21 protein-coding genes are annotated in these 24,475 nt (G+C 71.7%); 13 read left to right on the forward strand and 8 right to left on the reverse strand.

Annotated elements, in window-relative coordinates; translation table 11 throughout:
• Positions 1-1,371, reverse strand: coding sequence for a dihydrolipoyl dehydrogenase (gene lpdA, locus ACFQPP_RS05445; protein ID WP_376915541.1), 1,371 nt, complete (start codon positions 1,369-1,371; stop codon positions 1-3).
• A 64-nt stretch (positions 1,372-1,435) separates the two neighbouring features.
• The gene (locus ACFQPP_RS05450; protein WP_376915542.1) at positions 1,436-2,908 is read right to left on the reverse strand and encodes a leucyl aminopeptidase; all 1,473 of its coding nucleotides are present in this window, start codon (positions 2,906-2,908) and stop codon (positions 1,436-1,438) included.
• Positions 2,909-2,965: 57 nt separating this feature from the next.
• Between ACFQPP_RS05450 and ACFQPP_RS05455 the strand changes: the two genes are divergently transcribed.
• From ACFQPP_RS05455 to ACFQPP_RS05480, 6 genes are all read left to right on the forward strand, one after another.
• On the forward strand, positions 2,966-3,877 hold the full coding sequence (locus ACFQPP_RS05455) for a PAC2 family protein (protein ID WP_376915543.1): 912 nt from the start codon (positions 2,966-2,968) through the stop codon (positions 3,875-3,877).
• Positions 3,878-3,908: 31 nt separating this feature from the next.
• The gene (locus ACFQPP_RS05460) at positions 3,909-5,258 is read left to right on the forward strand and encodes a nitrate/nitrite transporter (protein ID WP_376915544.1); all 1,350 of its coding nucleotides are present in this window, start codon (positions 3,909-3,911) and stop codon (positions 5,256-5,258) included.
• Positions 5,259-5,362: 104 nt separating this feature from the next.
• Positions 5,363-6,721, forward strand: coding sequence for an RNA polymerase sigma factor (locus tag ACFQPP_RS05465; RefSeq protein WP_376915545.1), 1,359 nt, complete (start codon positions 5,363-5,365; stop codon positions 6,719-6,721).
• A 102-nt stretch (positions 6,722-6,823) separates the two neighbouring features.
• On the forward strand, positions 6,824-7,654 hold the full coding sequence (locus ACFQPP_RS05470; RefSeq protein WP_376915546.1) for an amino acid ABC transporter substrate-binding protein: 831 nt from the start codon (positions 6,824-6,826) through the stop codon (positions 7,652-7,654).
• An 18-nt stretch (positions 7,655-7,672) separates the two neighbouring features.
• Positions 7,673-8,329, forward strand: coding sequence for an amino acid ABC transporter permease (locus tag ACFQPP_RS05475; protein ID WP_376915547.1), 657 nt, complete (start codon positions 7,673-7,675; stop codon positions 8,327-8,329).
• Positions 8,330-8,336: 7 nt separating this feature from the next.
• On the forward strand, positions 8,337-9,095 hold the full coding sequence (locus tag ACFQPP_RS05480) for an amino acid ABC transporter ATP-binding protein (protein WP_376915548.1): 759 nt from the start codon (positions 8,337-8,339) through the stop codon (positions 9,093-9,095).
• 71 nt (positions 9,096-9,166) lie between these two features.
• Here the strand turns inward: ACFQPP_RS05480 and ACFQPP_RS05485 are convergent, their stop codons facing one another.
• Entirely contained in the window at positions 9,167-9,382 is a 216-nt protein-coding gene (locus tag ACFQPP_RS05485) for a hypothetical protein (protein ID WP_376915549.1), read from the reverse strand.
• Positions 9,383-9,541: 159 nt separating this feature from the next.
• On the opposite strand from ACFQPP_RS05485, the gene ACFQPP_RS05490 reads away from it, so the two are divergent.
• Entirely contained in the window at positions 9,542-11,650 is a 2,109-nt protein-coding gene (locus ACFQPP_RS05490) for a type IIA DNA topoisomerase subunit B (protein WP_376915550.1), read from the forward strand.
• A gap of 81 nt (positions 11,651-11,731) precedes the next feature.
• Here the strand turns inward: ACFQPP_RS05490 and ACFQPP_RS05495 are convergent, their stop codons facing one another.
• Positions 11,732-14,146 (reverse strand): DNA topoisomerase (ATP-hydrolyzing) subunit A, encoded by a 2,415-nt coding sequence (locus ACFQPP_RS05495; protein WP_376915551.1) that lies wholly within the window; start codon positions 14,144-14,146, stop codon positions 11,732-11,734.
• Between the two features lie 310 nt (positions 14,147-14,456).
• Between ACFQPP_RS05495 and ACFQPP_RS05500 the strand changes: the two genes are divergently transcribed.
• Complete coding sequence (locus ACFQPP_RS05500; RefSeq protein WP_376915552.1) at positions 14,457-15,248, forward strand: alkaline phosphatase family protein; 792 nt, start codon at positions 14,457-14,459, stop codon at positions 15,246-15,248.
• Here the strand turns inward: ACFQPP_RS05500 and ACFQPP_RS05505 are convergent.
• The 3 genes from ACFQPP_RS05505 to sepH all read right to left on the reverse strand — a co-directional run bounded on the left by ACFQPP_RS05505 (position 15,233) and on the right by sepH (position 18,768).
• On the reverse strand, positions 15,233-16,162 hold the full coding sequence (locus tag ACFQPP_RS05505; RefSeq protein ID WP_376915553.1) for an NAD(P)-dependent oxidoreductase: 930 nt from the start codon (positions 16,160-16,162) through the stop codon (positions 15,233-15,235). The genes ACFQPP_RS05500 and ACFQPP_RS05505 overlap by 16 nt on opposite strands.
• Entirely contained in the window at positions 16,159-17,511 is a 1,353-nt protein-coding gene (locus ACFQPP_RS05510; RefSeq protein ID WP_376915554.1) for an MFS transporter, read from the reverse strand. Before ACFQPP_RS05510 ends, ACFQPP_RS05505 begins: the two co-directional genes overlap by 4 nt.
• Positions 17,512-17,649: 138 nt before the next feature.
• Entirely contained in the window at positions 17,650-18,768 is a 1,119-nt protein-coding gene (sepH, locus tag ACFQPP_RS05515) for a septation protein SepH (protein WP_376915555.1), read from the reverse strand.
• Positions 18,769-18,932: 164 nt separating this feature from the next.
• Between sepH and ACFQPP_RS05520 the strand changes: the two genes are divergently transcribed.
• Positions 18,933-19,220: a DUF4193 domain-containing protein gene (locus tag ACFQPP_RS05520; RefSeq protein ID WP_376915556.1), complete on the forward strand. Its 288-nt coding sequence runs from the start codon at positions 18,933-18,935 to the stop codon at positions 19,218-19,220.
• A 26-nt stretch (positions 19,221-19,246) separates the two neighbouring features.
• Here the strand turns inward: ACFQPP_RS05520 and ACFQPP_RS05525 are convergent, their stop codons facing one another.
• A complete protein-coding gene (locus ACFQPP_RS05525) occupies positions 19,247-19,693 on the reverse strand; it encodes a DUF3093 domain-containing protein (protein ID WP_376915557.1) in 447 nt (148 codons plus the stop codon).
• A 31-nt stretch (positions 19,694-19,724) separates the two neighbouring features.
• Here ACFQPP_RS05525 and dut point away from each other — a divergent pair, with 31 nt between their 5' ends.
• The 4 genes from dut (at position 19,725) to ACFQPP_RS05545 (ending at position 24,473) form a co-directional block, all read left to right on the forward strand.
• A complete protein-coding gene (gene dut / locus ACFQPP_RS05530) occupies positions 19,725-20,171 on the forward strand; it encodes a dUTP diphosphatase (RefSeq protein ID WP_376915558.1) in 447 nt (148 codons plus the stop codon).
• Positions 20,164-20,754 (forward strand): DUF3710 domain-containing protein, encoded by a 591-nt coding sequence (locus ACFQPP_RS05535; RefSeq protein ID WP_376915559.1) that lies wholly within the window; start codon positions 20,164-20,166, stop codon positions 20,752-20,754. Before dut ends, ACFQPP_RS05535 begins: the two co-directional genes overlap by 8 nt.
• Positions 20,751-21,482: a DUF3159 domain-containing protein gene (locus ACFQPP_RS05540; protein WP_376915560.1), complete on the forward strand. Its 732-nt coding sequence runs from the start codon at positions 20,751-20,753 to the stop codon at positions 21,480-21,482. Before ACFQPP_RS05535 ends, ACFQPP_RS05540 begins: the two co-directional genes overlap by 4 nt.
• A gap of 126 nt (positions 21,483-21,608) precedes the next feature.
• Positions 21,609-24,473 carry an aconitate hydratase gene (locus ACFQPP_RS05545; RefSeq protein ID WP_376915561.1) on the forward strand — a complete coding sequence of 955 codons (2,865 nt, stop codon included), beginning with the start codon at positions 21,609-21,611 and terminating at the stop codon, positions 24,471-24,473.
• The last annotated feature ends 2 nt before the right edge of the window (positions 24,474-24,475 follow it).

Genomic DNA, 24,475 nt, shown 5'->3' on the forward strand with positions numbered 1-24,475 from the left:
CTAGATGGCGTGGAGCGGCTTGCCGGCGAGCTTCAGCATCGTCTCGCCGAGCGACTCGCCCTGGGTGGGGTGGGCGTGGAGCAGCGAGGCGACGTCCTCGGGGTAGGCCTCCCAGTTCACGATGAGCTGGGCCTCGCCAGCGAGCTCGCTGACGCGGCGACCGATCATGTGCATGCCGACGACGGGGCCGTCCTTGACGCGCACGGCCTTGACCGAGCCCGACGTGCCGACGATCTCGCTCTTCGCGTTGCCGGCGAGCGAGTACTCGTACGTCTCGATCGCGTCGGCGCCGAACTGCTCCTTGGCCTTCGCCTCGGTGTAGCCGACCGACGTGATCTCGGGGTCGCTGTAGGTGACCTTGGGGATGTTGACGTCGTCGACCATGCGGGGCTCGAGGCCCGCGATCTCCTCGGCGACGAAGATGCCGTGCTGGTAGCTGCGGTGCGCGAGCTGCAGGCCGGGCGTGATGTCGCCGACGGCGTAGACGCCGGGGACGCTCGTCTGCAGCCGGTCGTCGACCGTGACGAACCCGCGGTCCATGGCGATGCCGACCTCCTCGAACCCGAGGTCCTGCGTCACGGGGCCTCGACCGACGGCGACGAGCATGAGGTCGGCATCGATCGTCTCGCCCGACTCGAGCGAGACGTGCACGCCGGAGTCGTCCTGCGTGACGCCGGAGAAGCGCGCACCGAGCTTGAACTGGATGCCGCGCTTCTTGTACTGGCGCTCGAGCTGCTTCGAGATCGACTCCTCCTCGTTGGGCACGAGGTGGGGGAGGCCCTCGATGATCGTGACCTCGGCGCCGAAGCCGCGCCAGACGCTCGCGAACTCGACGCCGATGACGCCGCCGCCGAGCACGATGACGTGGCGGGGGATCCAGTCGAGCTGCAGGGCCTGCTCGCTCGTGATGACGCGACCCTCGATGGCGAGGCCCGGGAGGGTCTTCGAGAACGAGCCGGTCGCGAGCACGACGTTGCCTGCCTCGATCGTCTGGTCGCCGACCTGCACGGTCGTGGGGGAGGTCAGGCGACCCAGGCCCTCGAAGACCGTGACGCCCTTCGACTTGATGAGGCCCTGCAGGCCCTTGAACTTCTTCGCGACGATCTCCTCGCGGAAGCCCTTCACGGCCTGGATGTCGATGCCCTTGAGCTCGGCCTGCACGCCGGCGTGGCCGGCGTCGCGCACGGCATCGGCGACCTCGGACGAGTGGAGCATCGCCTTCGTGGGGATGCAGCCGCGGTGCAGGCACGTGCCACCGAGCTTGTCCTTCTCGATGATCGCGGCGGTCTTCCCGAGCTGGATGGCTCGCAGCGCGACGGCGTAGCCGGCACTGCCACCCCCCAGCACGACGATGTCGAACTTCTCGGCCACGTGCACGCACTCCTCGATGTCTCGTCGGCAGGCGTCGGCGCGTCGCCTCCGCCGTCTCCCAACCCTACCTGCTGGTGCCTGCCTGCGCGGTCGCACCCGAGAGGGCCGAGAGCGAACGCAGCAGGCCGCGCACCGCGGCACCCGTCGCGCCCGTGGGCACCGTGCCCTTCGGGCCTGCGGCGTTCATCGCCGGACCCGCGATGTCCAGGTGCGCCCAGGGGATGGGCGCGCCGTCGCGCTCGCCGACGAAGGTCGACAGGAACGCGCCGGCGACGAGCATGCCCGCCGCGCGGTTGCCGACCTTCGCGTTCGCGATGTCGGCGATCGGCGACTCGAGCACCTCGAGCAGCTCCTCGGGCAGCGGCATGGGCCACACGTCCTCGTCGACGGCGTCGCAGGCCTCCCGGATGGCGTCGACGAGCGCGTCGTCGTTGCCCATGAGGCCCGCGTGCCGGTTGCCGAGCGCGACGACCTGCGCGCCCGTCAGGGTCGCGACGTCGATGATGACGTCCGCCGAGGTCTCGCTCGCGAGGGCGATCGCATCCGCCATCACGAGACGGCCCTCGGCGTCGGTGTTCGTGACCTCGACGGTGCGTCCCCCACGGATGGTGAGCACGTCGTCGGGGCGGATGGCCGTGCCGGAGGGCATGTTCTCGGCGAGGCACAGGTACGCGGTGACGCGCACGGGCAGCTGCAGCGCCGCGGCGGCCGCGGCGACGGCGTAGACCGTCGCGGCACCCGCCATGTCGAGCTTCATGTGCACCATGGCGTCGGCGGGCTTGAGCGACAGCCCGCCCGTGTCGAACGTGATGCCCTTGCCGACGAGCGCGACGTGGCGCTCGGCGCCCACGGGCGCCCATTCGACGGTGACGAGGCGCGGGGGGCGCGAGGAGCCCTGGCCGACGCCGAGGATGCCTCCGAAGCCCTCCTCGGCGAGCGCGGCCTCGTCGCGCACGGTCACGGCGAGCCCGAGGCCCTCGGCCTCGTCGCGCACGACGTCGGCGAAGATCTCCGGGCTCAGGTCGCGCGGCGGCGTGTTCGACAGGTCGCGCGTGCGGTGCACGGCCTCGGCGACGACGCGCGCCGTGCGGACGACGGCGTCCGTCACGTGCACCTCGCCGACGACGACCGCGACCTCGACGGGCGGCGCGGATGCGGCGTCCGCAGCCTTGTACCGGTCGTAGCGGTAGGCGCCGAGCGCCGCGCCCTCGAGCACCGCCGCGACGTCGGCGGCGTCGGAGACCGGGAAGGCGATCGCGACGGCCGGCGTGCCCGCGAGGGCCCGCGTCGCTGCGGCGGCCGCGTCGCGCATCGCCCGGGTGGTCGCGACGCGACCGAGGCCCACGAACGCGACGGTGCGCCCGTCGACGACGGCGCGCACGACCTGCTCGGCGCGGCCGGTGACGCCGAGGGCGGCGAGCAGCGAGGGGTCGACGCCCGCCGCGACGGGCGCGTCGGCGGCGAGGACGCCGAGCACGAGGACGTCGGCGGTGGCGTCGGCCGGTGCGGCGATGAGCGAGAGCGCGGGGATGGGCATGGCTCCGAGCCTATGGGCGTGACGCTCGGGCGCGGTGGCGCTGGCTACGCTGGAGGCATGGTCAGGCCCGACGATCTCATCGCCTTCACCGACGACGACGCCGTGCCCGAGGGCCTCGACCTCGTGGTCGCGATGCACGGCTTCGCCGACGCCGGCGCCGCCGCCGAGCTCGCCGCCGCGACCATCGTCTCCACGCTGCCGCACCACTCGGTCGTCGAGCTCGACACCGACCTGCTCGTCGACCACCGCTCGCGCAGGCCGCACATCCTCTTCGACGAGGACCACATCGCCGAGTACGTGCCGCACGCGCTCACGATGTCGCTCTGCGAGGACGACGCGGGCAAGCCCTTCCTCCTGCTCTCCGGGCCCGAGCCGGACTGGATGTGGGAGCGGTTCGCCGACGCCGTGCGCTCCGTCGCCGAGCGCCTGCGCGTCGCGCGCACGACGATCGTGCTGTCGATCCCCATGCCCGTGCCCCACACGCGACCGCTCGGCGTCACGGTCTCCGGCAACCGCAAGGACCTCGTCGAGGCGTACTCCGTCTGGAAGCCGACGTCGACGGTGCCCGCCTCGGTCATGCACCTGCTGGAGCATCGCCTCGCCCCCGAGATGCCCGTGGCGTCCTTCGTGGTGCTCGTCCCGCACTACGTGGGCGAGTCCGGCACGGCCGGGCCCGCGCTCGCCGCGCTCGACGGCGTGACGAACGCGACGGGGCTCGTGTTCCGCACGGAGGAGCTGCGTGCGACCGAGCGCGAGTTCCAGTCGCTCGTGAGCCAGCAGATGGAGACGAACGAGGAGCTGCGGCGTCTCGTGTCGACCCTCGAGGCCCGCTACGACGCGTACATGGAGAACGCGGGCGTGCGCTCGCCGCTCACCGACGAGGACGGCTCGCTGCCGACGGCCGACGAGATCGCGGCCGAGCTCGAGCGATACCTCGCCCGCCGCCGCGCCGACCCGCCGCAGCAGTGACGCTCGCGGCGAGCGAGCCCGGGATGCGCGCGTGAACGGCCGGATGGCGTGGGTCACGTGGGCCGTGTGCCTCGTGGCGTACCTCGTGTCGACGCTGCACCGCTCGTCGCTCGGCGCGGCCGCACCCGACGCCATCGAGCGGTTCGACGCGACGGCGGCGCAGCTGTCGAGCCTCGCGGTCGTGCAGCTCGTCGTGTACGCGGCGCTGCAGATCCCCGTGGGGGTGCTCGTCGACCGCTTCGGTCCGCGCACGCTCATCGCCGTGGGCGGCACGCTGATGGCGGCCGGCCAGGCGCTGCTCGCCGTCACCGACCTCGTGCCGGTCGCGATCGTCGCCCGCATCCTCGTCGGCACCGGCGACGCCGCGACCTTCATCTCGGTGCTGCGCCTGCTGCCCACGTGGTTCTCGGGTCCGCGCCTGCCGCAGCTGTCGCAGTGGACGGGCAACATCGGCCAGCTCGGCCAGCTGCTCTCGGCCGTGCCGTTCGTGTGGATGCTGCAGCACGTCGGCTGGACGCCGTCCTTCCTCACGATCGCCGCGGCGGGCGCCGTCGCCGTCGTCGCCGTGCTGCTCGTCGTGCGCAACGCGCCGCCCGGCGTCGAGGCGCCGCGGACCGACAGCATCCAGCTGCCGGCGTCGTGGTGGCGGCGGCTGCGCTCGGCGATCGCGCTGCCCGGCACGCAGCTGGGGTTCTGGGCGCACTTCGCCACGCAGTCGCCCGGCACGGTGTTCGCCCTGCTGTGGGGCTTCCCGATCCTCGTGTCGGGGCTCGGCTACACCCGCGGCGAGGCCTCGGCGCTCGTCGTCGTCATCGTGGCGACGGGCATCGTCAGCGGTCCGCTGCTGGGGCTGCTCACGGCTCGCTTCCCGATGCGCAGGTCGAACCTCGTGCTCGCGATCGTCGCGCACATGGCGCTCGCGTGGGCGGTCGTGCTGCTGTGGCCCGGGCAGCCGCCGACCCCGGTGCTCGTGTGGATGCTCGTCGCGATCGGCATCGGCGGGCCGGGCTCGCTCATCGGGTTCGACTTCGCGCGCACCTTCAACCCCGTGCGCTCGCTCGGCTCGGCGAACGGCTTCGTGAACGTCGGCGGGTTCACGGCGTCGTTCTGCCTCATGGCGCTCATCGGCATCGCGCTCGACGTCATCCACCGCCTGCGGCTCGACGCGGGGGAGCAGGCGGGGCTCTACGACTGGGATGCGTTCCGCATCGCGCTGTCGATCCAGTTCGTCGCCCTCGGGCTCGGCACCGCGATGCTGCTGCACGCCAGGCAGCGCACGCGCAGGCGGATGCAGGAGGATGACGGGGTGACCGTGGCGCCCCTGTGGTCGGCGCTGCTCGCCGCGATCCGACGCCGACGAGGGGGCGCGGGAATGCCGTAGCGCTGCGCGGCGCTATAATGGTACACATCGGCCCGTCGGGCGCAAGAGGCTCTCTCGCACCCGTCGGGCATCCGCATCCTTCCCGCCGACCTCCAGGAGGTTCCATGGCGACCCGCACCAGCACGCGTGCCAAGGCCGACGCAGACGCGACCGAGACGGCCGCGACGACGACGGCTGCAGCGAAGAAGCCGGCAGCCAAGACGGCGGCCGCGAAGACGACCGCTGCGAAGACCACCACCGCGAAGACGACGACCGCCAAGACGGCCGCCGCCAAGACGACCGCCGCCGCCAAGAAGGCGCCCGCGAAGGCCACGGCCACCACGACGCCTCGTGCCAAGACGCGCGGACGCGCCAAGGAGGCCAACCCGGTCGACGAGGCCGCAGCCGCTCCCGACGAGGACCCGGCCGACGCCGAGGGCGACGAGGAGGGCACGCGCCGTCCCGGCCAGAAGTCGGGCGACGCGCAGTACGACGAGAAGCTGCCCACGGGCGCCCTCATCCTCTCCACGAACGAGGACGACGAGGTCCCGGTCTACTCGACGACCATCACGGGCGCGACGGCCGATCCCGTCAAGGACTACCTGAAGCAGATCGGCAAGGTGCCGCTCCTCAACGCCGCCGAGGAGGTCGACCTCGCGATGCGCATCGAGGCGGGCCTGTTCGCCGAGGAGCGGCTGGCGACCGACGAGAAGATGGCGCCGAGGCTCACGCGCGAGCTCAAGGCCATCGCCCGCGACGGCAAGCGCGCGAAGAGCCACCTGCTGGGCGCGAACCTGCGTCTCGTCGTCTCGCTCGCGAAGCGCTACACGGGCCGAGGCATGCAGTTCCTCGACCTCATCCAGGAGGGCAACCTGGGCCTCATCCGTGCCGTCGAGAAGTTCGACTACACGAAGGGCTTCAAGTTCTCGACCTACGCGACGTGGTGGATCCGTCAGGCCATCACCCGCGCCATGGCCGACCAGGCGCGCACCATCCGCATCCCGGTCCACATGGTCGAGGTCATCAACAAGCTCGCCCGCGTGCAGCGCCAGATGCTGCAGGACCTGGGCCGCGAGCCCACGCCCGAGGAGCTGGCGCGCGAGCTCGACATGACGCCCGAGAAGGTCGTCGAGGTGCAGAAGTACGGCCGCGAGCCCATCTCGCTGCACACGCCCCTCGGCGAGGACGGCGACAGCGAGTTCGGCGACCTCATCGAGGACACCGAGGCCGTCGTGCCCGCCGACGCCGTGGGCTTCACGATGCTGCAGCGACAGCTCGAGTCGCTGCTCGACTCCCTCTCCGAGCGCGAGGCCGGCGTCATCAAGATGCGCTTCGGCCTCGGCGACGGCATGCCGAAGACCCTCGACCAGATCGGCGACACGTTCGGCGTCACGCGCGAGCGCATCCGCCAGATCGAGTCGAAGACGATGGCGAAGCTGCGCCACCCGTCGCGGTCGCAGGCGCTGCGCGACTACCTCGAGTAGGCCGTTCGCCTGCAGCGCACGGCAAGGGGCGTCACCCGTCATCGGGTGGCGCCCCTTCGTCGTAGCATTGCCTTCTACCCCCAAGAAGGAACGCTGATACCCATGCCTCTCTCGAAGTCGCTGCGCATCGCAGCCGCCACCGCTGCCGTCGCCTCGCTCGCCCTCGCCGGCTGCTCGTCCTCCTCGGAGCCCGAGGCATCGGAGGAGGCCGGCGGCCTCACGCTCGCAGACGTGCAGGAGGCGGGCGTGCTCGTCGTCGGCACCGAGGGCACGTACTCGCCGTTCTCGTTCCACGCCGATGGCGGCACGGGCGAGCTGACGGGCTACGACGTGGACGTGATCACGGCGATCGCCGACGAGCTCGGCGTCGACGTCGAGTTCGAGGAGACCCAGTGGGACGCGATCTTCGCGGGCCTCGACTCGGGCCGATGGGACGTCATCGCCAACCAGGTCTCGATCAACCCCGAGCGCGAGGAGCGGTACCTCTTCTCGACGCCGTACACCTACTCGCCCGGCGTGCTCATCGTGCCGACCGACAGCGAGATCGCCTCCTTCGACGACCTCGAGGGCGTCACGAGCGCGCAGTCGCTCACGTCGAACTGGGCTGAGGTCGCCACCGAGTCCGGCGCGACGGTCGAGGGCGTCGAGGGCTTCGCGCAGGCCGTCGAGCTGCTGCGCACGGGGCGCGTCGACGCGACGATCAACGACCGCCTGACGTTCCTCGACTACCAGACGGCGCAGGGCGGCGACATCGGCGTCGAGATCGTCGACGAGACCGAGGACGTCTCCGAGTCCGCCGTCACGTTCCGACAGGGCAGCGACGACCTCGTCGCCGCCGTCGACGAGGCGATCGCGACGCTCACGGCCGACGGCACGCTCGCGGAGATCTCGGAGCGCTACTTCGGCGAGGACGTGTCCGTCCCGGAGGCCTGAGACATCTAGGCTCAGCCCATGGACTGGGACCTCGTCCTCACGGCGATCGGGCCGATCGCGCTCGGCGCCATCGAGGCGACGATCCCGCTGACGCTCGCGTCGTTCGCGATCGGGCTCGTGCTGGCCGTGGGCCTCGCGCTCATGCGCATCTCGGGCGTCGCCGCGCTGTCAGGCATCGCGCGCGTCTACATCTCGCTCATCCGAGGGACGCCGCTGCTCGTGCAGCTGTTCCTGGTGTTCTTCGGCCTGCCGTCGATCGGCGTCACGATCGACCCGTGGCCGAGCGCCATCATCGCGCTGTCGCTCAACGTCGGCGGCTACGCGGCCGAGGTCGTGCGCGCGGCGATCCTGTCGATCCCTCGCGGGCAGTGGGAGGCGGCCTCGATGCTCGGCATGTCGCGCGGCCAGGCGCTCGGGCGCATCATCCTGCCGCAGGCGACGCGCGTGTCGGTGCCGCCGCTGTCGAACACCTTCATCTCGCTCGTGAAGGACACGTCGCTGTGCTCGACGATCCTCGTGACCGAGCTGTTCCGGATCGCGCAGCAGATCGCGGCGCCGTCGGGGGAGTTCCTCGCGATCTACGGGGTCGCCGCGGCCGTCTACTGGGTGCTGTGCACGATCCTCGCCTTCGGGCAGGACGTCCTCGAGAGGAGGCTCGAGCGCCATGCCGTCTGATCCCGACATGACCCGACCGCTGCTGTCCGTCCGTGGCCTGCGCAAGTCGTTCGGCGACCTCACCGTGCTGCACGGCATCGACCTCGACCTCTTCCCCGGGCAGGTGCACGCGCTCATCGGTCCGTCGGGCTCCGGCAAGACGACCGTGCTGCGCTCGCTCAACGGGCTCGAGACGGCCGAGGCAGGCACGCTGACGACGCCCGACTGGTCGATCGATCTCGCGGAGGGTCTCGGTCGTCGCGATCGGACGCGGCTCGCGGCGCTGTCGTCGATGGTCTTCCAGCAGCACCACCTGTTCCCGCACCTGTCGGTGCTCGACAACGTGACGGTGGGGCCGACCGTGGTGCAGCGGGTGCCGCGCGTGGAGGCCGAGGAGCAGGCGCGGGCGCTCCTCGCCCGCGTCGGCCTGGCCGAGAAGGCCGACGCGCGCCCCTCCGAGCTCTCCGGTGGGCAGCAGCAGCGCGTCGGCATCGTGCGCGCCATGGCGATGCGACCCCAGATGCTGCTGTTCGACGAGCCGACGAGCGCGCTCGACCCGGAGCTCGTCGGCGAGGTGCTGCGCGTCGTGGGCGAGCTCGCCGACGAGGGCTGGACGATGGCCATCGTCACGCACGAGCTCGCATTCGCCCGCGCGGTCGCCGACGTCGTGACCTTCTTCGACGCGGGCGTCGTCGTCGAGCAAGGCACGCCCGAGCAGCTGTTCGACGCCCCGCGATCGGATCGCCTGCAGCGCTTCCTGCGCCGCCTCACCGACCCGCTCGGCTGAGCCGCGCTCGCGTCTCCGCGTGACGCGCGAAGGGGGCCCGCCGAACGGCGGACCCCCTTCGTCGTCTGCGCTCAGTCCTGCAGCAGACGCTGGCTCTCGTCGTGCCACACCAGGGCGAGCGGCGCGAGCTTCTCGCGGTGCTTCGTCGCGTGGTGGGCGCAGAAGAGGAGGACGCCGGACTCCATGGTCGCTCGCACGTACGCCTGCGCGCCGCAGCTGTCGCAGCGATCGAGACCGGTGAGCGGTGCCGTGGCCGCATCGTCGATGGTCGAGATGGTGTCGTTCACTTCGGTACCTCCTTCTCCTTGCGTCCACCCACTCTGCCACGCGGACGGACGCATCCGCGCGACATCCGGCGTCGTTTCGCGTGGGGCGTACGCCGCGTGCCTGCACCATGGGTTCGTCGCCGCTGCCTAGGCTGGATGCCGCGAGCAGAAGGAGCATCGTTGGCGTCGAACGACTACACCGCCCGGCACCTCTCGGTCCTCGAGGGCCTCGAGGCCGTGCGCAAGCGACCCGGCATGTACATCGGGTCGACGGACTCGCGCGGCCTCATGCACTGCCTCTGGGAGATCATCGACAACTCCGTCGACGAGGCGCTCGCAGGGCACGGCACGCGCATCGAGGTGCGGCTGCACGCCGACGGCTCCGTCGAGGTGCGCGACACCGCTCGCGGCCTGCCGATCGACGTCGAGCCGCGCACGGGCCTCACAGGCGTCGAGGTCATCTTCACGAAGCTCCACGCGGGCGGGAAGTTCGGCGGCGGCGCGTACGCGTCGTCCGGCGGGCTCCACGGCGTGGGGGCATCGGTCGTCAACGCGCTCTCCGAGCGCCTCGACGTCGAGGTCGACCGCGACGGCGCCACGTGGGCGATGAGCTTCCATCGCGGCGAGCCCGGCGAGTTCCTCGACGGCCCCGAGGGGCCGTCGCCGACCTCGACCTTCGTGCCGTTCGTCGACGGGTCGCGCCTGCGCAAGGTCGGCCGCGTCGCGAAGGGCGTCACGGGCACGCGCGTGCGCTACTGGGCGGATCCGCAGATCTTCACGCGCGACGCGGCCTTCCAGCTCGACGGCCTCGTGCGCCGCGCGCGCCAGACGGCCTTCCTCGTGCCCGGGCTCGAGCTCGAGATCGCCGACGACCGCGGCCCGGCGACCGACGCCGAGGGCGACGACGCGACGGACCGCATCCAGACCTTCCGCTACGACGGCGGCATCTCGGAGTTCGTCGACTTCCTCGCGCCCGACGCGGCGCTCACGTCGACGTGGCGCATCACGGGCGAGGGAGGCTTCAGCGAGACGGTGCCCGTGCTCGACGAGCAGTCGGGGCACATGGTCTCGCGCGAGGTGCAGCGCACGTGCGAGGTCGACATCGCGATGCGGTGGGGCACGGGCTACGACACCGTGGTGCAGTCGTACGTCAACATCATCGCGACGCCGAAGGGCGGCACGCATCAGACGGGCTTCGACCAGTCGCTCACGAAGGTGCTGCGCGACCAGGTCGCCGCGAACGCACGACGCCTCAAGGCCGGCACCGACAAGCTCGAGAAGGACGACATCTCCGCCGGCCTCACCGCCGTCGTCACCGTGCGCCTTCCCGAGCCCCAGTTCGAGGGCCAGACGAAGGAGGTGCTCGGCACCCCGGCCGTGCGCCAGGTCGTCGCCAAGGTGCTGGCGCAGGGCCTGCTCGACCGCTTCACGTCGACGCGGCGCGAGGACAAGGCGCAGTCGGCCCTCGTGCTCGAGAAGGTCGTCTCCGAGATGAAGGCGCGTCTGTCGGCACGCCAGCTGAAGGAGACGCAGCGGCGCAAGACGGCGCTCGAGTCGTCGTCGCTGCCTCCGAAGCTCGCCGACTGCCGCTCGTCGGACACGACCCAGAACGAGCTCTTCATCGTCGAGGGCGACTCGGCCCTTGGCACGGCGAAGCCCGCCCGGGACTCCGAGTTCCAGGCGATCCTGCCGATCCGGGGCAAGATCCTCAACGTGCAGAAGGCCTCGATGGCCGACATGCTCGCGAACGCCGAGTGCGCCGCGATCCTGCAGGTGATCGGCGCCGGCTCCGGCCGCACGTTCGAGCTCGAGGCCGCTCGCTACGGCAAGGTCATCATCCTGTCCGACGCCGACGTCGACGGTGCGCACATCCGCACGCTGCTGCTCACGCTGCTGCATCGGTACGCGCGGCCGCTCATCGAGGGCGGTCGCGTGTTCGCGGCCGTGCCCCCGCTGCACCGCACGGTCGTCAAGGCGCAGGGGCGCAGGCCGGGCGAGGTCGTGTACACGTACTCCGACGCCGAGAACACGGCGCTGCAGGCGCGGCTGGCGAAGCAGGGCCGCACGTTCGACAAGCCGCAGCGCTACAAGGGCCTCGGCGAGATGGACGTCGACCAGCTCGCCGAGACCACGATGGATCGCACGAAGCGCACCCTGCGCCGTGTGACCATCACCGACACCGAGCGCGCGAACCAGGTCTTCGAGCTGCTCATGGGCAACGACGTCGCCCCGCGCAAGGAGTTCATCGTCAACGCGCCCGGCTTCGACCGCGAGCGCATCGACGTCTGATCGGATGCCGAGGCCCTCGGCCACCGTCGAGGCACGGTGGACCGAGGGCCTTCGACGATCGGGGCGTCGGGGCGCGGAGCGTCAGGCTCCGAGCGTCGTGCCGATCGCGCCGATCGGCTGCTCGACGGCGATGCCGGACCCCGTGCGCGCCGACGCCTCCGGCAGCGGGCGCTGGCTGCCGTCGGAGCCGACGGCGAGCGGCGCCGTGCCCGCCCAGGCTGCGGCGAGCGTCGTCTCGCCCTTGAGGAAGCGGTGGCCGGCGACGCCGCCGGTCGCGCGCCCCTTCGGCGGGAACTCGTCGATCGCCGACACCTTGACGCGCGCGTCGTCGAGCCCGGCGAGCGTCTCGGCAGCCACCGTGACGGTCACGACCTGTGCGGCATCCGTCGCCACGCCCGCGAAGAGCACCGTCGCGTCGCCACGCAGCGAGATGCCCTTCATGCCCGCGGCGCCCGGGCCCTGCGGGTTGACGTCCTTCGCCTTGAATCGCAGCACCTGCGCGTCGGAGGCGACGAGCACGACCCAGTCGTCGTCGGTCGCGTGCCCGACCCCCACGACGCGATCCTTGGCCTTCAGGGCGATGAGCTCGGCCTCGTCGCGTTCGGGCAGCGCCGAGGGCAGCACGCGCTTGACCGTGCCCTGCGCCGTCGCGACGAGGATGGGCCGAGGGTCGACGAGCGACACGAGCGACACGACCTCCTCGCCGCGCTCGAGCGCCACGAGCTCCTTGACCTTCAGGCCCGCGGTGAGGCCGATGGAGGTCGCCGGCACCGACGGGAGGTCGACCGGCGTCGTGCGCAGCACTCGGCCCGCGCTCGTGACGACGCCGAAGGCACCGCGCGTCGTGGTGCGCACCTCGGCCCGGATCGCGTCGTGCCGCGACCGCCTCGCGGGCGCGGGCAGCGGCTCGGTGGTGTCGACCCGCACGAGCCTGCCGGTCGCCGACAGCACGACGGCGGTCGGCTCGTCGGCGACCTCGAGCTGCGCGGCCTGCGCCTTCGTCGTCGGCTTCGGGCGCGCCTCCGTCAGCAGCGTGCGCCTGGGCGTGCCGAAGCGCTCGGCGACGTCGTCGAGCTCGTCGGCGACGACGCGGCGCAGGAGCCCCGGCTCGGCGAGGATGCGCTGCAGCTCGGCGATGCGGGCGCGCAGCTCGTCGGCCTCCTGCTCGAGCTCGATGCGCGAGAAGCGCGTGAGCCTGCGCAGCCGCAGCTCGAGGATGTACTCGGCCTGCGCCTCCGACAGGTCGAAGACGTCCTGCAGCCGCGTGCGCGCCTGTGCGGAGTCCTCGCTCGATCGGATGACCTGGATGACCTCGTCGATGTCGACGATCGCGATGAGCAGGCCCTCGACGAGGTGCAGGCGATCCTGCGCCTTGCGCAGGCGGAACTCGCTGCGACGGCGCACGACCCGCAGCCGGTGGTCGAGGTAGACGCGCAGCAGGTCGACGAGCCCGAGCGTGCGCGGCGTGCCGTCGACGAGCGCGACGGCGTTGATCGAGAAGCCGTCCTCGAGGGGCGTCACCCGGTACAGCTGCTCGAGCACCGCCTCAGGGCTGAAGCCCGTCTTGACGTCGACGACCAGGCGGAGGCCGTGCTTGCGGTCGGTGAGGTCCTGCACGTCGGAGAGCCCCTGGAGGCGCTTCGACTGCACGCCGTCCTTGATCTTCTCGATGACCCGCTCGGGGCCCACGAGGTAGGGCAGCTCGGTGAAGACGAGCTGCGACCTGCGTCCCGTGCGCTCGATCGACGCCTTCGCGCGCGTCTTGAACGAGCCCTTGCCGGTGGCGTACGCATCTCGCACGCCGTCGAGGCCGGCGATGATGCCGCCTCCGGGCAGGTCGGGGCCCGGCACGAACGCCATGAGGTCGTCGACCGTCGCGTCCGGGTGCTCGAGCAGGTGCTTCGCCGCCTGCACGACCTCGATGAGGTTGTGGGGCGCCATGTTCGTCGCCATGCCGACCGCGATGCCGCTCGCGCCGTTGACGAGCAGGTTCGGGTAGGAGGCAGGCAGCACCTCGGGCTGCTGGAACTCGCCGTCGTAGTTCGGCTGGAAGTCGACGACGTCCTCGTCGAGGCCCGCCGTGAGCGAGAGGCCCGCGGCGTCGAGACGTGCCTCGGTGTAGCGGGGGGCGGCGGGCCCGTCGTCGAGCGAGCCGAAGTTGCCGTGCCCGTCGACGAGCGGCACGCGCAGGGTGAAGTCCTGCGCGAGACGCACGAGCGCGTCGTAGATGGGGGCGTCGCCATGCGGGTGCAGCTTGCCCATCACGTCGCCGACGACGCGCGCCGACTTCACGTGGCCGCGCTCGGGCGTGAGCCCCATCTCGGCCATCTGGAACAGGATGCGTCGCTGGACGGGCTTCAGCCCGTCGCGCGCATCCGGCAGGGCGCGCGTGTAGATGACGGAGTAGGCGTACTCGAGGAAGGAGCCCTGCATCTCGGCGGCGACATCGACATCCTCGATGCGCTCGCCATCGGAGGGTGCGGCGATGTCGGTCATAGGCTGTCCAGATGCTACCTGCGGCAAGCCCAGCCGGCGTGCGCCTCGCCGACGTCCTGCCCTCGCAGATCCTCGCGATGCGCGGGGAGCGCAACCCGCTGGGGCTGCCGCGAGCCCGTCGCAGCGTCGTCGTGGTCGTCGACGGGCTCGGCGTCGCGAACCTCGCCGCGCGCGCCGGGCACGCTCGCACGCTCGCGACGGGACCCCGCAAGGGCATCGTCTCCGGCTTCCCGACGACGACGGCCGCCGCGCTCACGTCGCTCTACACGGGCACGGCGCCCGGCACGGCATCGTCGGCTACGACGCGCTCGTGCCCGGCGCGGGCGTGCGCAACCAGCTGCGGGACTGGGGTGGCGCGATGGATCCCGAGACGTGGCAGCGTGCGGCGCCGCTGCTCGCGACGGTGCCGAGCACCGTCGTGAACGAGCCCCGTTACGCCGACTCGGGCTTCACCCGCGCGACGCTGCGGGGCGCGCGGTACGTGGCCGCCCGCACGATCGACGACCGCGTCGATGCCGCGATCGCGGCTGCGCACGCGGGCGACGGCATCGTCAGCTGCTACGTGCCCGACCTCGATCGCATCGGCCACGAGCAGGGCTGGCAGTCGGATGCCTGGATCGACGCGCTCGAGCGCCTCGACGGTGCCGTCGCGCGGCTCGTCGACCGCATCCCGTCAGGCACCGGCGTGCTCGTCACCGCCGACCACGGGATGGTCGACGTGCCGGAGTCCCGCCACGTCGTCGTGCCGCCCGCCCTGCTCGACGGCGTGGCGCACGTCGCGGGGGAGCCGCGCTGCCTGCAGCTGCATCGCGACCCGTCGTGGGGTGGGTGGGATGCGACCGTCGCCGCATGGCGCGCGGCCTTCGCGGACGTCGCCTGGATCGCGACGCGCGACGAGCTCGTGGCGACCGGATGGCTCGGCGACGTCGACGACGTGGTGCTGCCGCGCATCGGCGACCTCGTGGTCGCGATGCGCGGCAACGGCGCGCTGTACGTGCGCGAGGACGATCCCGCGCGCGGCATGGTCGGACAGCACGGCTCCCTCACGCCGGAGGAGCTGCGCGTGCCGCTCGTGCGGCTCGGCGCCTACGCCGGCTCCTGATCGGGCGGGTCGAACCCCTCGAGCGAGCCGTCGGGCGACGCGAAGCGCGCGACGAGCATGCAGTCGAGCCCGCCGAGCCCGTCGGCCTGCAGGGCGCGCAGCTGCTCGAGCACGAGCCGCGCCGCGGGCACGTGCACGCCCGTGTCGTCGGCGCCCGCGACCGCGAGCGACAGGTCCTTCTCGGCGAGGTCGGTCGAGAAGCCGGGCACGAATCCGCGGTTCGCCGGGCTGGAGTCGATGATGCCGGGCACGGGATACCAGGTGCGCAGCGGCCAGGAGTCGCCGGACGAGACCCGCGCGACGTCCCAGAACGCCTGCGCGTCGAGGCCGAGGTGGCGGGCGAGCTGCGAGCCCTCCGAGACCGCGAGCATGCCGATGCCGAGCATCATGTTGTTGACGAGCTTCGCGGCGATGCCGTGCGTCGCGGGGCCGACGCGGATCGTCGAGCCTGCGAACGGGGCGACGACGCGTGCGGCGTCGGCGACGTCGTCGTCCTCCCCGCCGAGCATGACGGTGAGGGTGCCGGCCTCCGCGCCGCTGACGCCGCCCGAGACGGGCGCGTCGACGAAGCGGTGGCCGCGGGCGCGCGACTCGTCATGGCACCAGCGCGACGTCGCGACGTCGACGGTCGACGTGTCGAGCACGAGGGTGCCGGGCTGCGCGTTGGCCCAGACGCCGTCGTCGCCGTCGAGCACATGCCGCACGTGCTCGCCGCGCGGCAGGCTCAGCACGACGACGTCGGCGACGCGCACGGCGTCGGCGACCGACGTCGCCGCGGCGACGCCGTGCGCAGCGGCCGCCTCGACGAGGGCAGGCACGACGTCGACGCCGCGCACGGCGTCGCCCGCCTCGACGAGGTGGGCCGACATCCGCCCGCCCATGGCGCCGAGCCCGATCCAGGCCACGGTGCTCATGCGGCGCCCCGCTCGGCGATGAGGCGCTGCCTGTCCTCCTCGTCGACGTCGCGCAGCGACGAGCCCTTCGTCTCGCGCAGGGCGAGCACCGCGACGAACGTGACGGCCGCGGCGAACGCGAGGTAGATGGCGATCGGCAGCGAGCTCCCGGTCGCGCCGAGCAGCGCCACGGCGATGATCGGCGCGAGCGAGCCCGCGAGGATCGACGTCACCTGGTAGCCGAACGAGACGCCCGAGTAGCGCATGCGGGTCGGGAACATCTCGGCCATGATCGCCGGCTGCGGCGCGTACATGAACGAGTGGATCACGAGGCCGAGGCACACGGCGGCGATGATGATCGGCGGCTGCTCGGTGTCGAACATCGGGAAGGCGACGAAGCCCCATCCTGCCGCGAGCACGGCGCCGATGCCCGACAGCGGCCGCCTGCCCACGCGATCGGAGAGGTACCCGACGACGGGCACGACCAGCATGTGCAGCACGTGCGCGACGAGCATGAACCGCAGGATGGATGCGGTGTCGTAGCCGTGCTGCGTCGCCAGGTACGTGATGGAGAACGTCACGACGAGGTAGTACATGATGTTCTCGCCGAACCTGAGGCCCATGGCCGTCAGCACGCCGCGGGGGTAGCGGCGCAGCACCTCGAAGACGCCGTACGACTGCGCCGTCGACGCCGCGACCTCCGCCTTGACCTCCTGGAAGATCGGGGCGTCGTCGATGCGCGTGCGGATGTAGTAGCCGATGATCACGATGACCACCGAGAGCCAGAACGCGACGCGCCAGCCCCAGCCGAGGAACTGCTCCTCGGGCAGGGTGCTGGAGAGGATGAGCAGCACGATCGTCGCGAGCAGGTTGCCGATCGGCACGGCCGCCTGCGGGAAGCTCGACCAGAAGCCGCGCTGCCGGTCGGGGGAGTGCTCGGCGACGAGCAGCACGCCGCCGCCCCACTCGCCGCCCACGGCGAACCCCTGCACGAAGCGCAGCAGCACGAGCAGCGCCGGCGCCCAGAAGCCGATCTGGTCGAACGTCGGCAGGCAGCCCATGAGGAAGGTCGCCGCGCCGACCATGAGGATCGCGAGCTGCAGGAGGCGCTTGCGGCCGTACCTGTCGCCGAAGTGGCCGAAGACGATGCCGCCGAGCGGTCGCGCGACGAAGCCGACGGAGTACGTCGCGAACGCGGAGAGGATGGGCACGAGCGGGTCGTCGCTCTGCGGGAAGAAGATGAGGTTGAACACGAGCGTCGCAGCGCTCGCGTAGAGGAAGAACTCGTACCACTCGACGACGGTGCCCGCCATCGACGCGGTCACCACCCGTCGCAGTCCGCCCTGCCTCGTCGTCGACGACGCGGTCATGCCTACCTCCTCGTAGGTGCCATCGCTGGTCTCAGCCACCGTAGCCGACGCGTCCCCGTCTCGCGGGAGCGCTCGCCGGACGCGACGATGCCCGCCGCATCGCGCGGCGGGCATCGTCTCAGGAGCGGATGCGGTGCGTCAGGCGGGATCGTCGTCGCCGCGCGCACCGAAGACGATCTCGTCCCAGCTCGGCATGGACTGACGGCTGCCGCGTCGGGGTCGCGTGCCGGAGAGCGGGCTCGTGTGGTGCACGCCGGGCTGCTCGTCGTCGGCTGCCTCGGCGCCGAAGAGGGCGTCCTGCTGCGCACCGGGCCTCGGCAGGTCGGGGACGGTGCCGGTCTCGGCCTGCTGCAGCGCCGCCTCGCGCTCGCCGCGACGACGGCGGAGCGCCTCGAGGAGGTCGGCGGTGTGGTTGGGCGCCTGCGCGGGCCGCGCGGTCGTGACGGCGGCCTCGACGACGGCTGCGGGCTGCCCCTGCGCCGCGTCGCGGAGCACGGGGTTCGGGGTCACGGGCTTCGACGGCGACTGCGTGCCGACGCGGAACGCGCCCGAGTCGAACCGCTGGCCCTCGACGCGCGGCTGCGGCGCGGTCGGCTGCGGCGTCTCGGTCGCGGCGGGCGCGGCGGGCGCGGCGGTGGGCGCGGCTGCCTGGGCCTGATCCTGCTGCTGCTGGTGGTCGACGGCGCGCAGCCGCGGCATCAGCACGGTCGAGGCGTCGCCGCGCGTGCTCAGCGCGGTCGACTCCTTGTCACGCGGCGTGAGCGCGGCCTTGCGCGGCTCGAACGTCCAGGTGGCGACGTGGTCGATGCCCTGCGCGTGGAAGCGCAGCCGCACGACCCACTCGCCCGCGCCCTCGCGCCAGGCGAACCACGACTCGTCGCTCGCGCCGAGGTCGCGCAGGCGACCCTCGAGCGCCTCACCGAACGTCGCCTCCTTCGCGAGCGGGTCGATGTCGCCGGAGGCGACCGCGACGCGCAGCGCCTGGTCGAGCACGTGGTCGCGCTCGGCGACGACGGGACCCTCGAACCGGCGCACGAACTCGAGGTCCTCGCCCGTCTCGGTCGCGACCTCCTCGGCGGTCTGGCCGGCGCGCAGCGCCGTCTGGATCTCGCGCGGCGAGGCCTTGCGCTGCGACGTCGCGGTCTTCGCGCGCGGCAGCTCCGGCAGCGCCGCGACGTCGATCGCGAAGCGCCTGCCGTCGGCGGCCTCCACGACGAGCAGGTCGTCCTCGACCCCGATCACACTGAGCTTGTCCATGCGCCTCACGTCCCGGTTCGGATGGTCGACATCAGCATGTCATCGGCCCTCGACCGGGTGCGGGAATGACCGTGGCGTGCCGCGAGTTGCATTCGCAGGATCGAGCGTGCAGACTGTGCGCCGAATCCCCCCCGAATCCACGCCGAAGGAACGCTGAGAACGCAATGGCAACCGACTACGACGCCCCGCGCAAGAACGACGACGACGCGGAGTCGATCGAGGCGCTCAAGGAGCGGGTGCCCGCGGGCACGCAGACGGCGACGGACGACGACGCCGACAACCCGGGCAGCTTCGACCTGTCGGCCGCGGACCTGTCGGACGTCGAGCTCGAGACGATCGTGCTGCCCCCGCAGGAGGACGAGTTCACGTGCGTGAGCTGCTTCCTCGTGAAGCACCGCCTGCAGTTCGACCACGAGTCGAAGCTCGGACCCATCTGCAAGGAGTGCTCGTAGCCTCGAGCACCTCCTCGCCGGCGCCTTCAGGCGCCTTCGACGCCCTCGCCACGGATCGCCGCGGCGAGGGCGTCCGGCTTCCTGGTCGACATGATCCAGGCGGTCGTCGGATCGGCCTGGTCGACGACGGGCACGCGCACCATGAGCCGCGTCCAGGGCACCGTCGTGTGGAACGCCCTGGCATCCCATCCCGTGTGCAGCGCGACGTGCGCGGCCGCCGCGTCGAGCGACTCGGGTGCGCCGAGAGCGGACAGCGGGATGCGGGCGCGGCCGGCGCGCAGCGTCGTGGCGTCGACCTCGACGACGGGGGCGGCGGCGACGAGCGCCACCACGATGCCCGCGTAGAGCACGACGGCGACGATCCAGCCCCACGTGGGGGAGATCGGCAGGAAGACCAGCACGGCCGACGGCACGATCAGCAGGCAGACGGCGAACAGCCAGATCGGGGGGAGGAGTCGCTCACGATGACGCACCCCTCCATCCTGCCCGCTAGCCTTGGTCCCCGTGGACGAGGTCGAGGTGCTCATCGTCGGCGACGCGCCGACCTACGCGCATCCTGGCGACGCGGGCGCCGACCTGCACGCCGCGGAGGCGCGCACGTTGCAGCCCGGTGAGCGAGCGATGATCGGCACGGGCGTGCGCATCGCGCTGCCCGCTGGACACGTGGCGTTCGTGGTGCCCCGCAGCGGCCTCGCCGCGAAGCACGGCATCACGATCGTGAACGCCCCCGGCACCGTCGACGCGGGCTACCGCGGCGAGATCAAGGTGATCCTGCTCAACACGGGCAGCGAGCCGCACGCCATCGCCGTCGGCGATCGCATCGCGCAGGTCGTCGTGCAGCGCGTCGAGCGCGCGCGCTTCGTGCGCGTCGACGAGCTGCCGGGTTCGGACCGCGGCGAGGGCGGCTTCGGCTCGAGCGGATTCGGAAGGACGAAGGAGACCCATGGCTGACGAGACTCCCGAGGACGACTTCGAGGTCGACGCGTTCGAGAAGAGCGCGCCGGAGGACCGTGCGGAGGCAGGGCCGCTCGACGAGTCCGAGGCGCCCGTGCGCCCGTACATCGACCTGGGCGGGCTGCGGATCGTGCCGCGGCAGGGGCTGCAGATGCGCCTCGAGGTCGAGGAGGCCACGAAGCGCGTCGTCGCCGTGACGCTCGAGCACGCGGGCTCCACGGTGCAGCTGCAGCCGTTCGCGGCGCCGCGCTCGGAGGGCATCTGGGGTTCGGTGCGTGCCGTGGTGTCCGCGCAGCTCGTGCGCCAGGGCGCCTCGGTCGAGGAGGCCGACGGCCCGCTCGGCCCCGAGCTGCGCTGCACGCTGCAGTCGGGCCCCGACGGTCAGCCGCGCGCGGTGCGCGTGGTGGGGGTCGATGGCCCGCGCTGGATGCTGCAGGGCATCATCGGCGGCGCGGCCGCCACCGACGACGAGGCCGTCGCGGGCATCGTCGAGATCTACCGCTCGACGGTGGTCGTGCGTGGCGAGACGCCCATGCCGCCTCGCGAGCTCATCCCGCTCAACGCACCGAAGCCCGCATGACCGACGAGCAGCGACCCGCGGCGGACGCCGAGCGCGATCGCGCCGACGAGGCGATCGCGAGCGCCGTGCGATCGTCGCGGCTCGGCCACATCGCACCGGGGGAGCGCCCGAGCGGCGGCGCCATCCTGCAGGCGATGGGCGGCGTGCGCGGCATCGTGGAGTCGCTGCTGCCCGGCATCCTCTTCCTCGTCCTCTACACGGTCACGCAGGACGTGTGGATCTCGGTGCTCGTGCCCCTCGGCGTCTCGATCCTCGCGGTGCTGCTGCGGGTCGTGACGAAGGGCCAGCCCGTGCTCGCGTTCGCGGGGCTCGTCGGCGTCGGCATCTCCGCGGCCGTCGCGCTGCTGACGGGCAACGCGAACGACAACTTCCTCTGGGGCTTCATCGTCAACACCGTGGGCGTCATCGCGCTCGTCGTGTCGCTCATCGCCCGCAGGCCGCTCGTGGGACTCCTCGCCGGTGGCCTCACGGGCACGCCCTACGCATGGCGCACGGAGCCCGCCCGCAAGGCCGTCGCCGTGCGGGCGACGATCCTCTGGGTCTGCGTGCTCGGCGCTCGGCTCGCGGTGCAGGTGCCGCTCTACCTCGCGGAGGCGACGCAGGCCCTCGCGACGACGAAGCTGCTCATGGGCGTGCCGCTCTACGGCGCAGCCCTCTGGGTCACGTGGCTCATGGTGCGCGCCGTGCCCGAGCCCGAGCAGCCCCGCGACACGCCCGCGACGACCTGACCTGCGTGCCTGCGCCGGGCGATCGGCGTAGGATGTCTTGACGTCAAGATACTTTCGGCCGCAGCCTCGAGCCCGCGGCTATGCTCGGACGCGCACAGCGTCAGGACGATCGTGTGAGGAGTCACCGTGTCGGCAGTCGACAGCTTCGGAGCCCGCACCACCCTCGAGGTGGGCGGCCAGGACTACGAGATCTTCAGGATCGACCAGGTCGAGGGGCACGAGTCGCTGCCGTTCTCGCTCAAGGTCCTCCTCGAGAACCTCCTCCGCACGGAGGACGGCGCCAACGTCACCAAGGCGCAGATCGAGGCGCTCGGCGCGTGGAGGGCGGACGCCGACCCCGACACCGAGATCCAGTTCACGCCCGCGCGCGTCGTGATGCAGGACTTCACCGGCGTGCCCTGCATCGTCGACCTCGCGACCATGCGCGAGGCCGTCACCGAGCTCGGCGGCGACCCCGACCGCATCAACCCGCTCTCGCCGGCCGAGATGGTCATCGACCACTCGGTGATCGCCGACCTCTTCGGCTCCGAGAACGCGCTCGAGCGCAACGTCGAGATCGAGTACGAGCGCAACGGCGAGCGCTACCAGTTCCTCCGCTGGGGCCAGACGGCCTTCCAGGACTTCAAGGTCGTGCCTCCCGGCACCGGCATCGTGCACCAGGTGAACATCGAGCACCTCGCGAAGGTGGTCTACGACCGCACCGTCGACGGCGTCCTGCGCGCCTACCCCGACACGTGCGTCGGCACCGACTCGCACACGACGATGGTCAACGGCCTCGGCGTGCTCGGCTGGGGCGTCGGCGGCATCGAGGCCGAGGCGGCCATGCTCGGCCAGTCCGTCTCGATGCTCATCCCGCGCGTCGTGGGCTTCCGCCTCACGGGCGAGATCCCCGCCGGCGTCACGGCCACCGACGTGGTGCTCACGATCACCGACATGCTGCGCCAGCACGGCGTCGTCGGCAAGTTCGTCGAGTTCTACGGCGAGGGCGTCGCCTCCGTGCCCCTCGCGAACCGCGCGACCATCGGCAACATGAGCCCCGAGTTCGGCTCGACGGCGGCGATGTTCCCGATCGACGACGTCACGCTCGAGTACCTCCGCCTCACGGGCCGCGACGAGCAGACCGTGGCGCTCGTCGAGGCGTACGCCAAGGAGCAGAAGCTCTGGCACGACCCGTCGCGCGAGCTGCGGTTCTCGGAGTACATGGAGCTCGACCTGTCGACGGTCGTGCCCTCGATCGCCGGCCCGAAGCGCCCGCAGGACCGCATCCTGCTGTCGGAGTCGAAGGCGCAGTTCGAGCGCGACGTGCTGAACTACGTCGCGGCGGGCGGCTCGACGGGCGAGACGACGACCGACGTCGTCGACTCGGCCTCCATGGACTCGTTCCCCGCCTCCGACCCGGGCAGCGTGCCCGGCGAGGAGCACGAGCACCACGAGCACGCGACCTCGAAGGTCGCCGTGCTGCAGTCGGGCTCGTTCCAGGGCGCCTCGACCCCCGCGAACGTCACGACCCCGGACGGCGAGGAGTACGTCCTCGACAACGGCGCCGTCACGCTCGCCGCCATCACGTCGTGCACGAACACGTCGAACCCGTCGGTCATGATCGCCGCGGGCCTGCTCGCCCGCAAGGCACGCGAGAAGGGCCTCACGCGCAAGCCGTGGGTCAAGACGACCCTCGGCCCCGGCTCGAAGGTCGTCACCGACTACTACGAGAAGTCGGGTCTGAACCACGACCTCGAGCACGTCGGCTTCTACACCGTCGGCTACGGCTGCACGATCTGCATCGGCAACTCGGGCCCCATGATCGAGGAGGTGTCGGAGGCGATCAACGCCAACGACCTCGCGGTCGCCGCGGTGCTCTCCGGCAACCGCAACTTCGAGGGCCGCATCAGCCCCGACGTGAAGATGAACTACCTCGCGTCGCCGCCGCTCGTCGTGGCGTACGCACTCGCCGGCTCGATGCACTTCGACTTCGAGACCGACGCGCTCGGCATCGACCAGGATGGCGACGAGGTGTTCCTGAAGGACATCTGGCCGTCGTCCGACGAGGTGCAGGCGATCATCGACTCGTCGATCTCGCGCGAGCAGTTCATCACGCAGTACGCCACCGTCTTCGACGGCGACGAGCGCTGGAAGAGCCTGCCGACGCCCGAGGGCCCCGTCTTCGAGTGGGACGAGGAGTCGACCTACGTGCGCAAGGCGCCGTACTTCGACGGCATGACGATGGAGCTGACGCCCGTCGCCGACATCCATGGCGCGCGCGTCATGGCGACGCTCGGCGACTCGGTCACGACCGACCACATCAGCCCCGCCGGCAACATCAAGGCGGGCACGCCCGCCGCGCAGTACCTCACGGAGCACGGCGTCGGCCAGCGCGACTTCAACTCCTACGGCTCGCGCCGCGGCAACCACGAGGTCATGATCCGCGGCACGTTCGCGAACATCCGCCTGAAGAACCAGCTCGTCGCGGCCGTCAACGACGGCAAGGTCGTCGAGGGAGGCTACACGCGCGACTTCACGAAGCCCGAGGGCCCGCAGTCGTACATCTACGACGCATGCCAGGCGTACGCCGAGCAGGAGACCCCGCTCGTCGTGTTCGGCGGCAAGGAGTACGGCTCGGGCTCGAGCCGCGACTGGGCGGCGAAGGGCACGCGCCTGCTGGGCGTGAAGGCCGTCATCACCGAGTCGTTCGAGCGCATCCACCGCTCGAACCTCATCGGCATGGGCGTCGTGCCGCTGCAGTTCCCCGCCGGGCAGTCGTGGGAGTCGCTCGGCCTCGACGGCACCGAGGTGGTGTCGATCACGGGCCTCGAGCAGCTGAACGAGGGCGTCACGCCGAAGACGGTCACCGTCACGGCCGAGCCGAGCGAGCACTCCGCGCCCGGCAAGGAGACGATCGAGTTCGAGGCGGTCGTGCGCATCGACACCCCCGGCGAGGCGGACTACTACCGCAACGGCGGCATCCTGCAGTACGTGCTGCGCTCGCTCGTCTGATC

Source organism: Agrococcus sp. GCM10030265 (assembly GCF_042666675.1).
In the GTDB taxonomy this organism is placed as follows: Bacteria; Actinomycetota; Actinomycetes; order Actinomycetales; family Microbacteriaceae; genus Agrococcus.

Coding starts and splice junctions, on each gene's coding strand:
- ACFQPP_RS05505 (WP_376915553.1), bottom strand. CDS start 16,162: ATGAGCACCGTGGCCTGGATCGGGCTCGGCGCCATGGGCGGGCGGATG.
- ACFQPP_RS05450 (WP_376915542.1), bottom strand. CDS start 2,908: ATGCCCATCCCCGCGCTCTCGCTCATCGCCGCACCGGCCGACGCCACC.
- ACFQPP_RS05540 (WP_376915560.1), top strand. CDS start 20,751: ATGACCGACGAGCAGCGACCCGCGGCGGACGCCGAGCGCGATCGCGCC.
- ACFQPP_RS05510 (WP_376915554.1), bottom strand. CDS start 17,511: ATGACCGCGTCGTCGACGACGAGGCAGGGCGGACTGCGACGGGTGGTG.
- ACFQPP_RS05495 (WP_376915551.1), bottom strand. CDS start 14,146: ATGACCGACATCGCCGCACCCTCCGATGGCGAGCGCATCGAGGATGTC.
- ACFQPP_RS05470 (WP_376915546.1), top strand. CDS start 6,824: ATGCCTCTCTCGAAGTCGCTGCGCATCGCAGCCGCCACCGCTGCCGTC.
- ACFQPP_RS05535 (WP_376915559.1), top strand. CDS start 20,164: ATGGCTGACGAGACTCCCGAGGACGACTTCGAGGTCGACGCGTTCGAG.
- ACFQPP_RS05520 (WP_376915556.1), top strand. CDS start 18,933: ATGGCAACCGACTACGACGCCCCGCGCAAGAACGACGACGACGCGGAG.
- ACFQPP_RS05455 (WP_376915543.1), top strand. CDS start 2,966: ATGGTCAGGCCCGACGATCTCATCGCCTTCACCGACGACGACGCCGTG.
- ACFQPP_RS05475 (WP_376915547.1), top strand. CDS start 7,673: ATGGACTGGGACCTCGTCCTCACGGCGATCGGGCCGATCGCGCTCGGC.
- ACFQPP_RS05480 (WP_376915548.1), top strand. CDS start 8,337: ATGACCCGACCGCTGCTGTCCGTCCGTGGCCTGCGCAAGTCGTTCGGC.
- ACFQPP_RS05465 (WP_376915545.1), top strand. CDS start 5,363: ATGGCGACCCGCACCAGCACGCGTGCCAAGGCCGACGCAGACGCGACC.
- sepH (WP_376915555.1), bottom strand. CDS start 18,768: ATGGACAAGCTCAGTGTGATCGGGGTCGAGGACGACCTGCTCGTCGTG.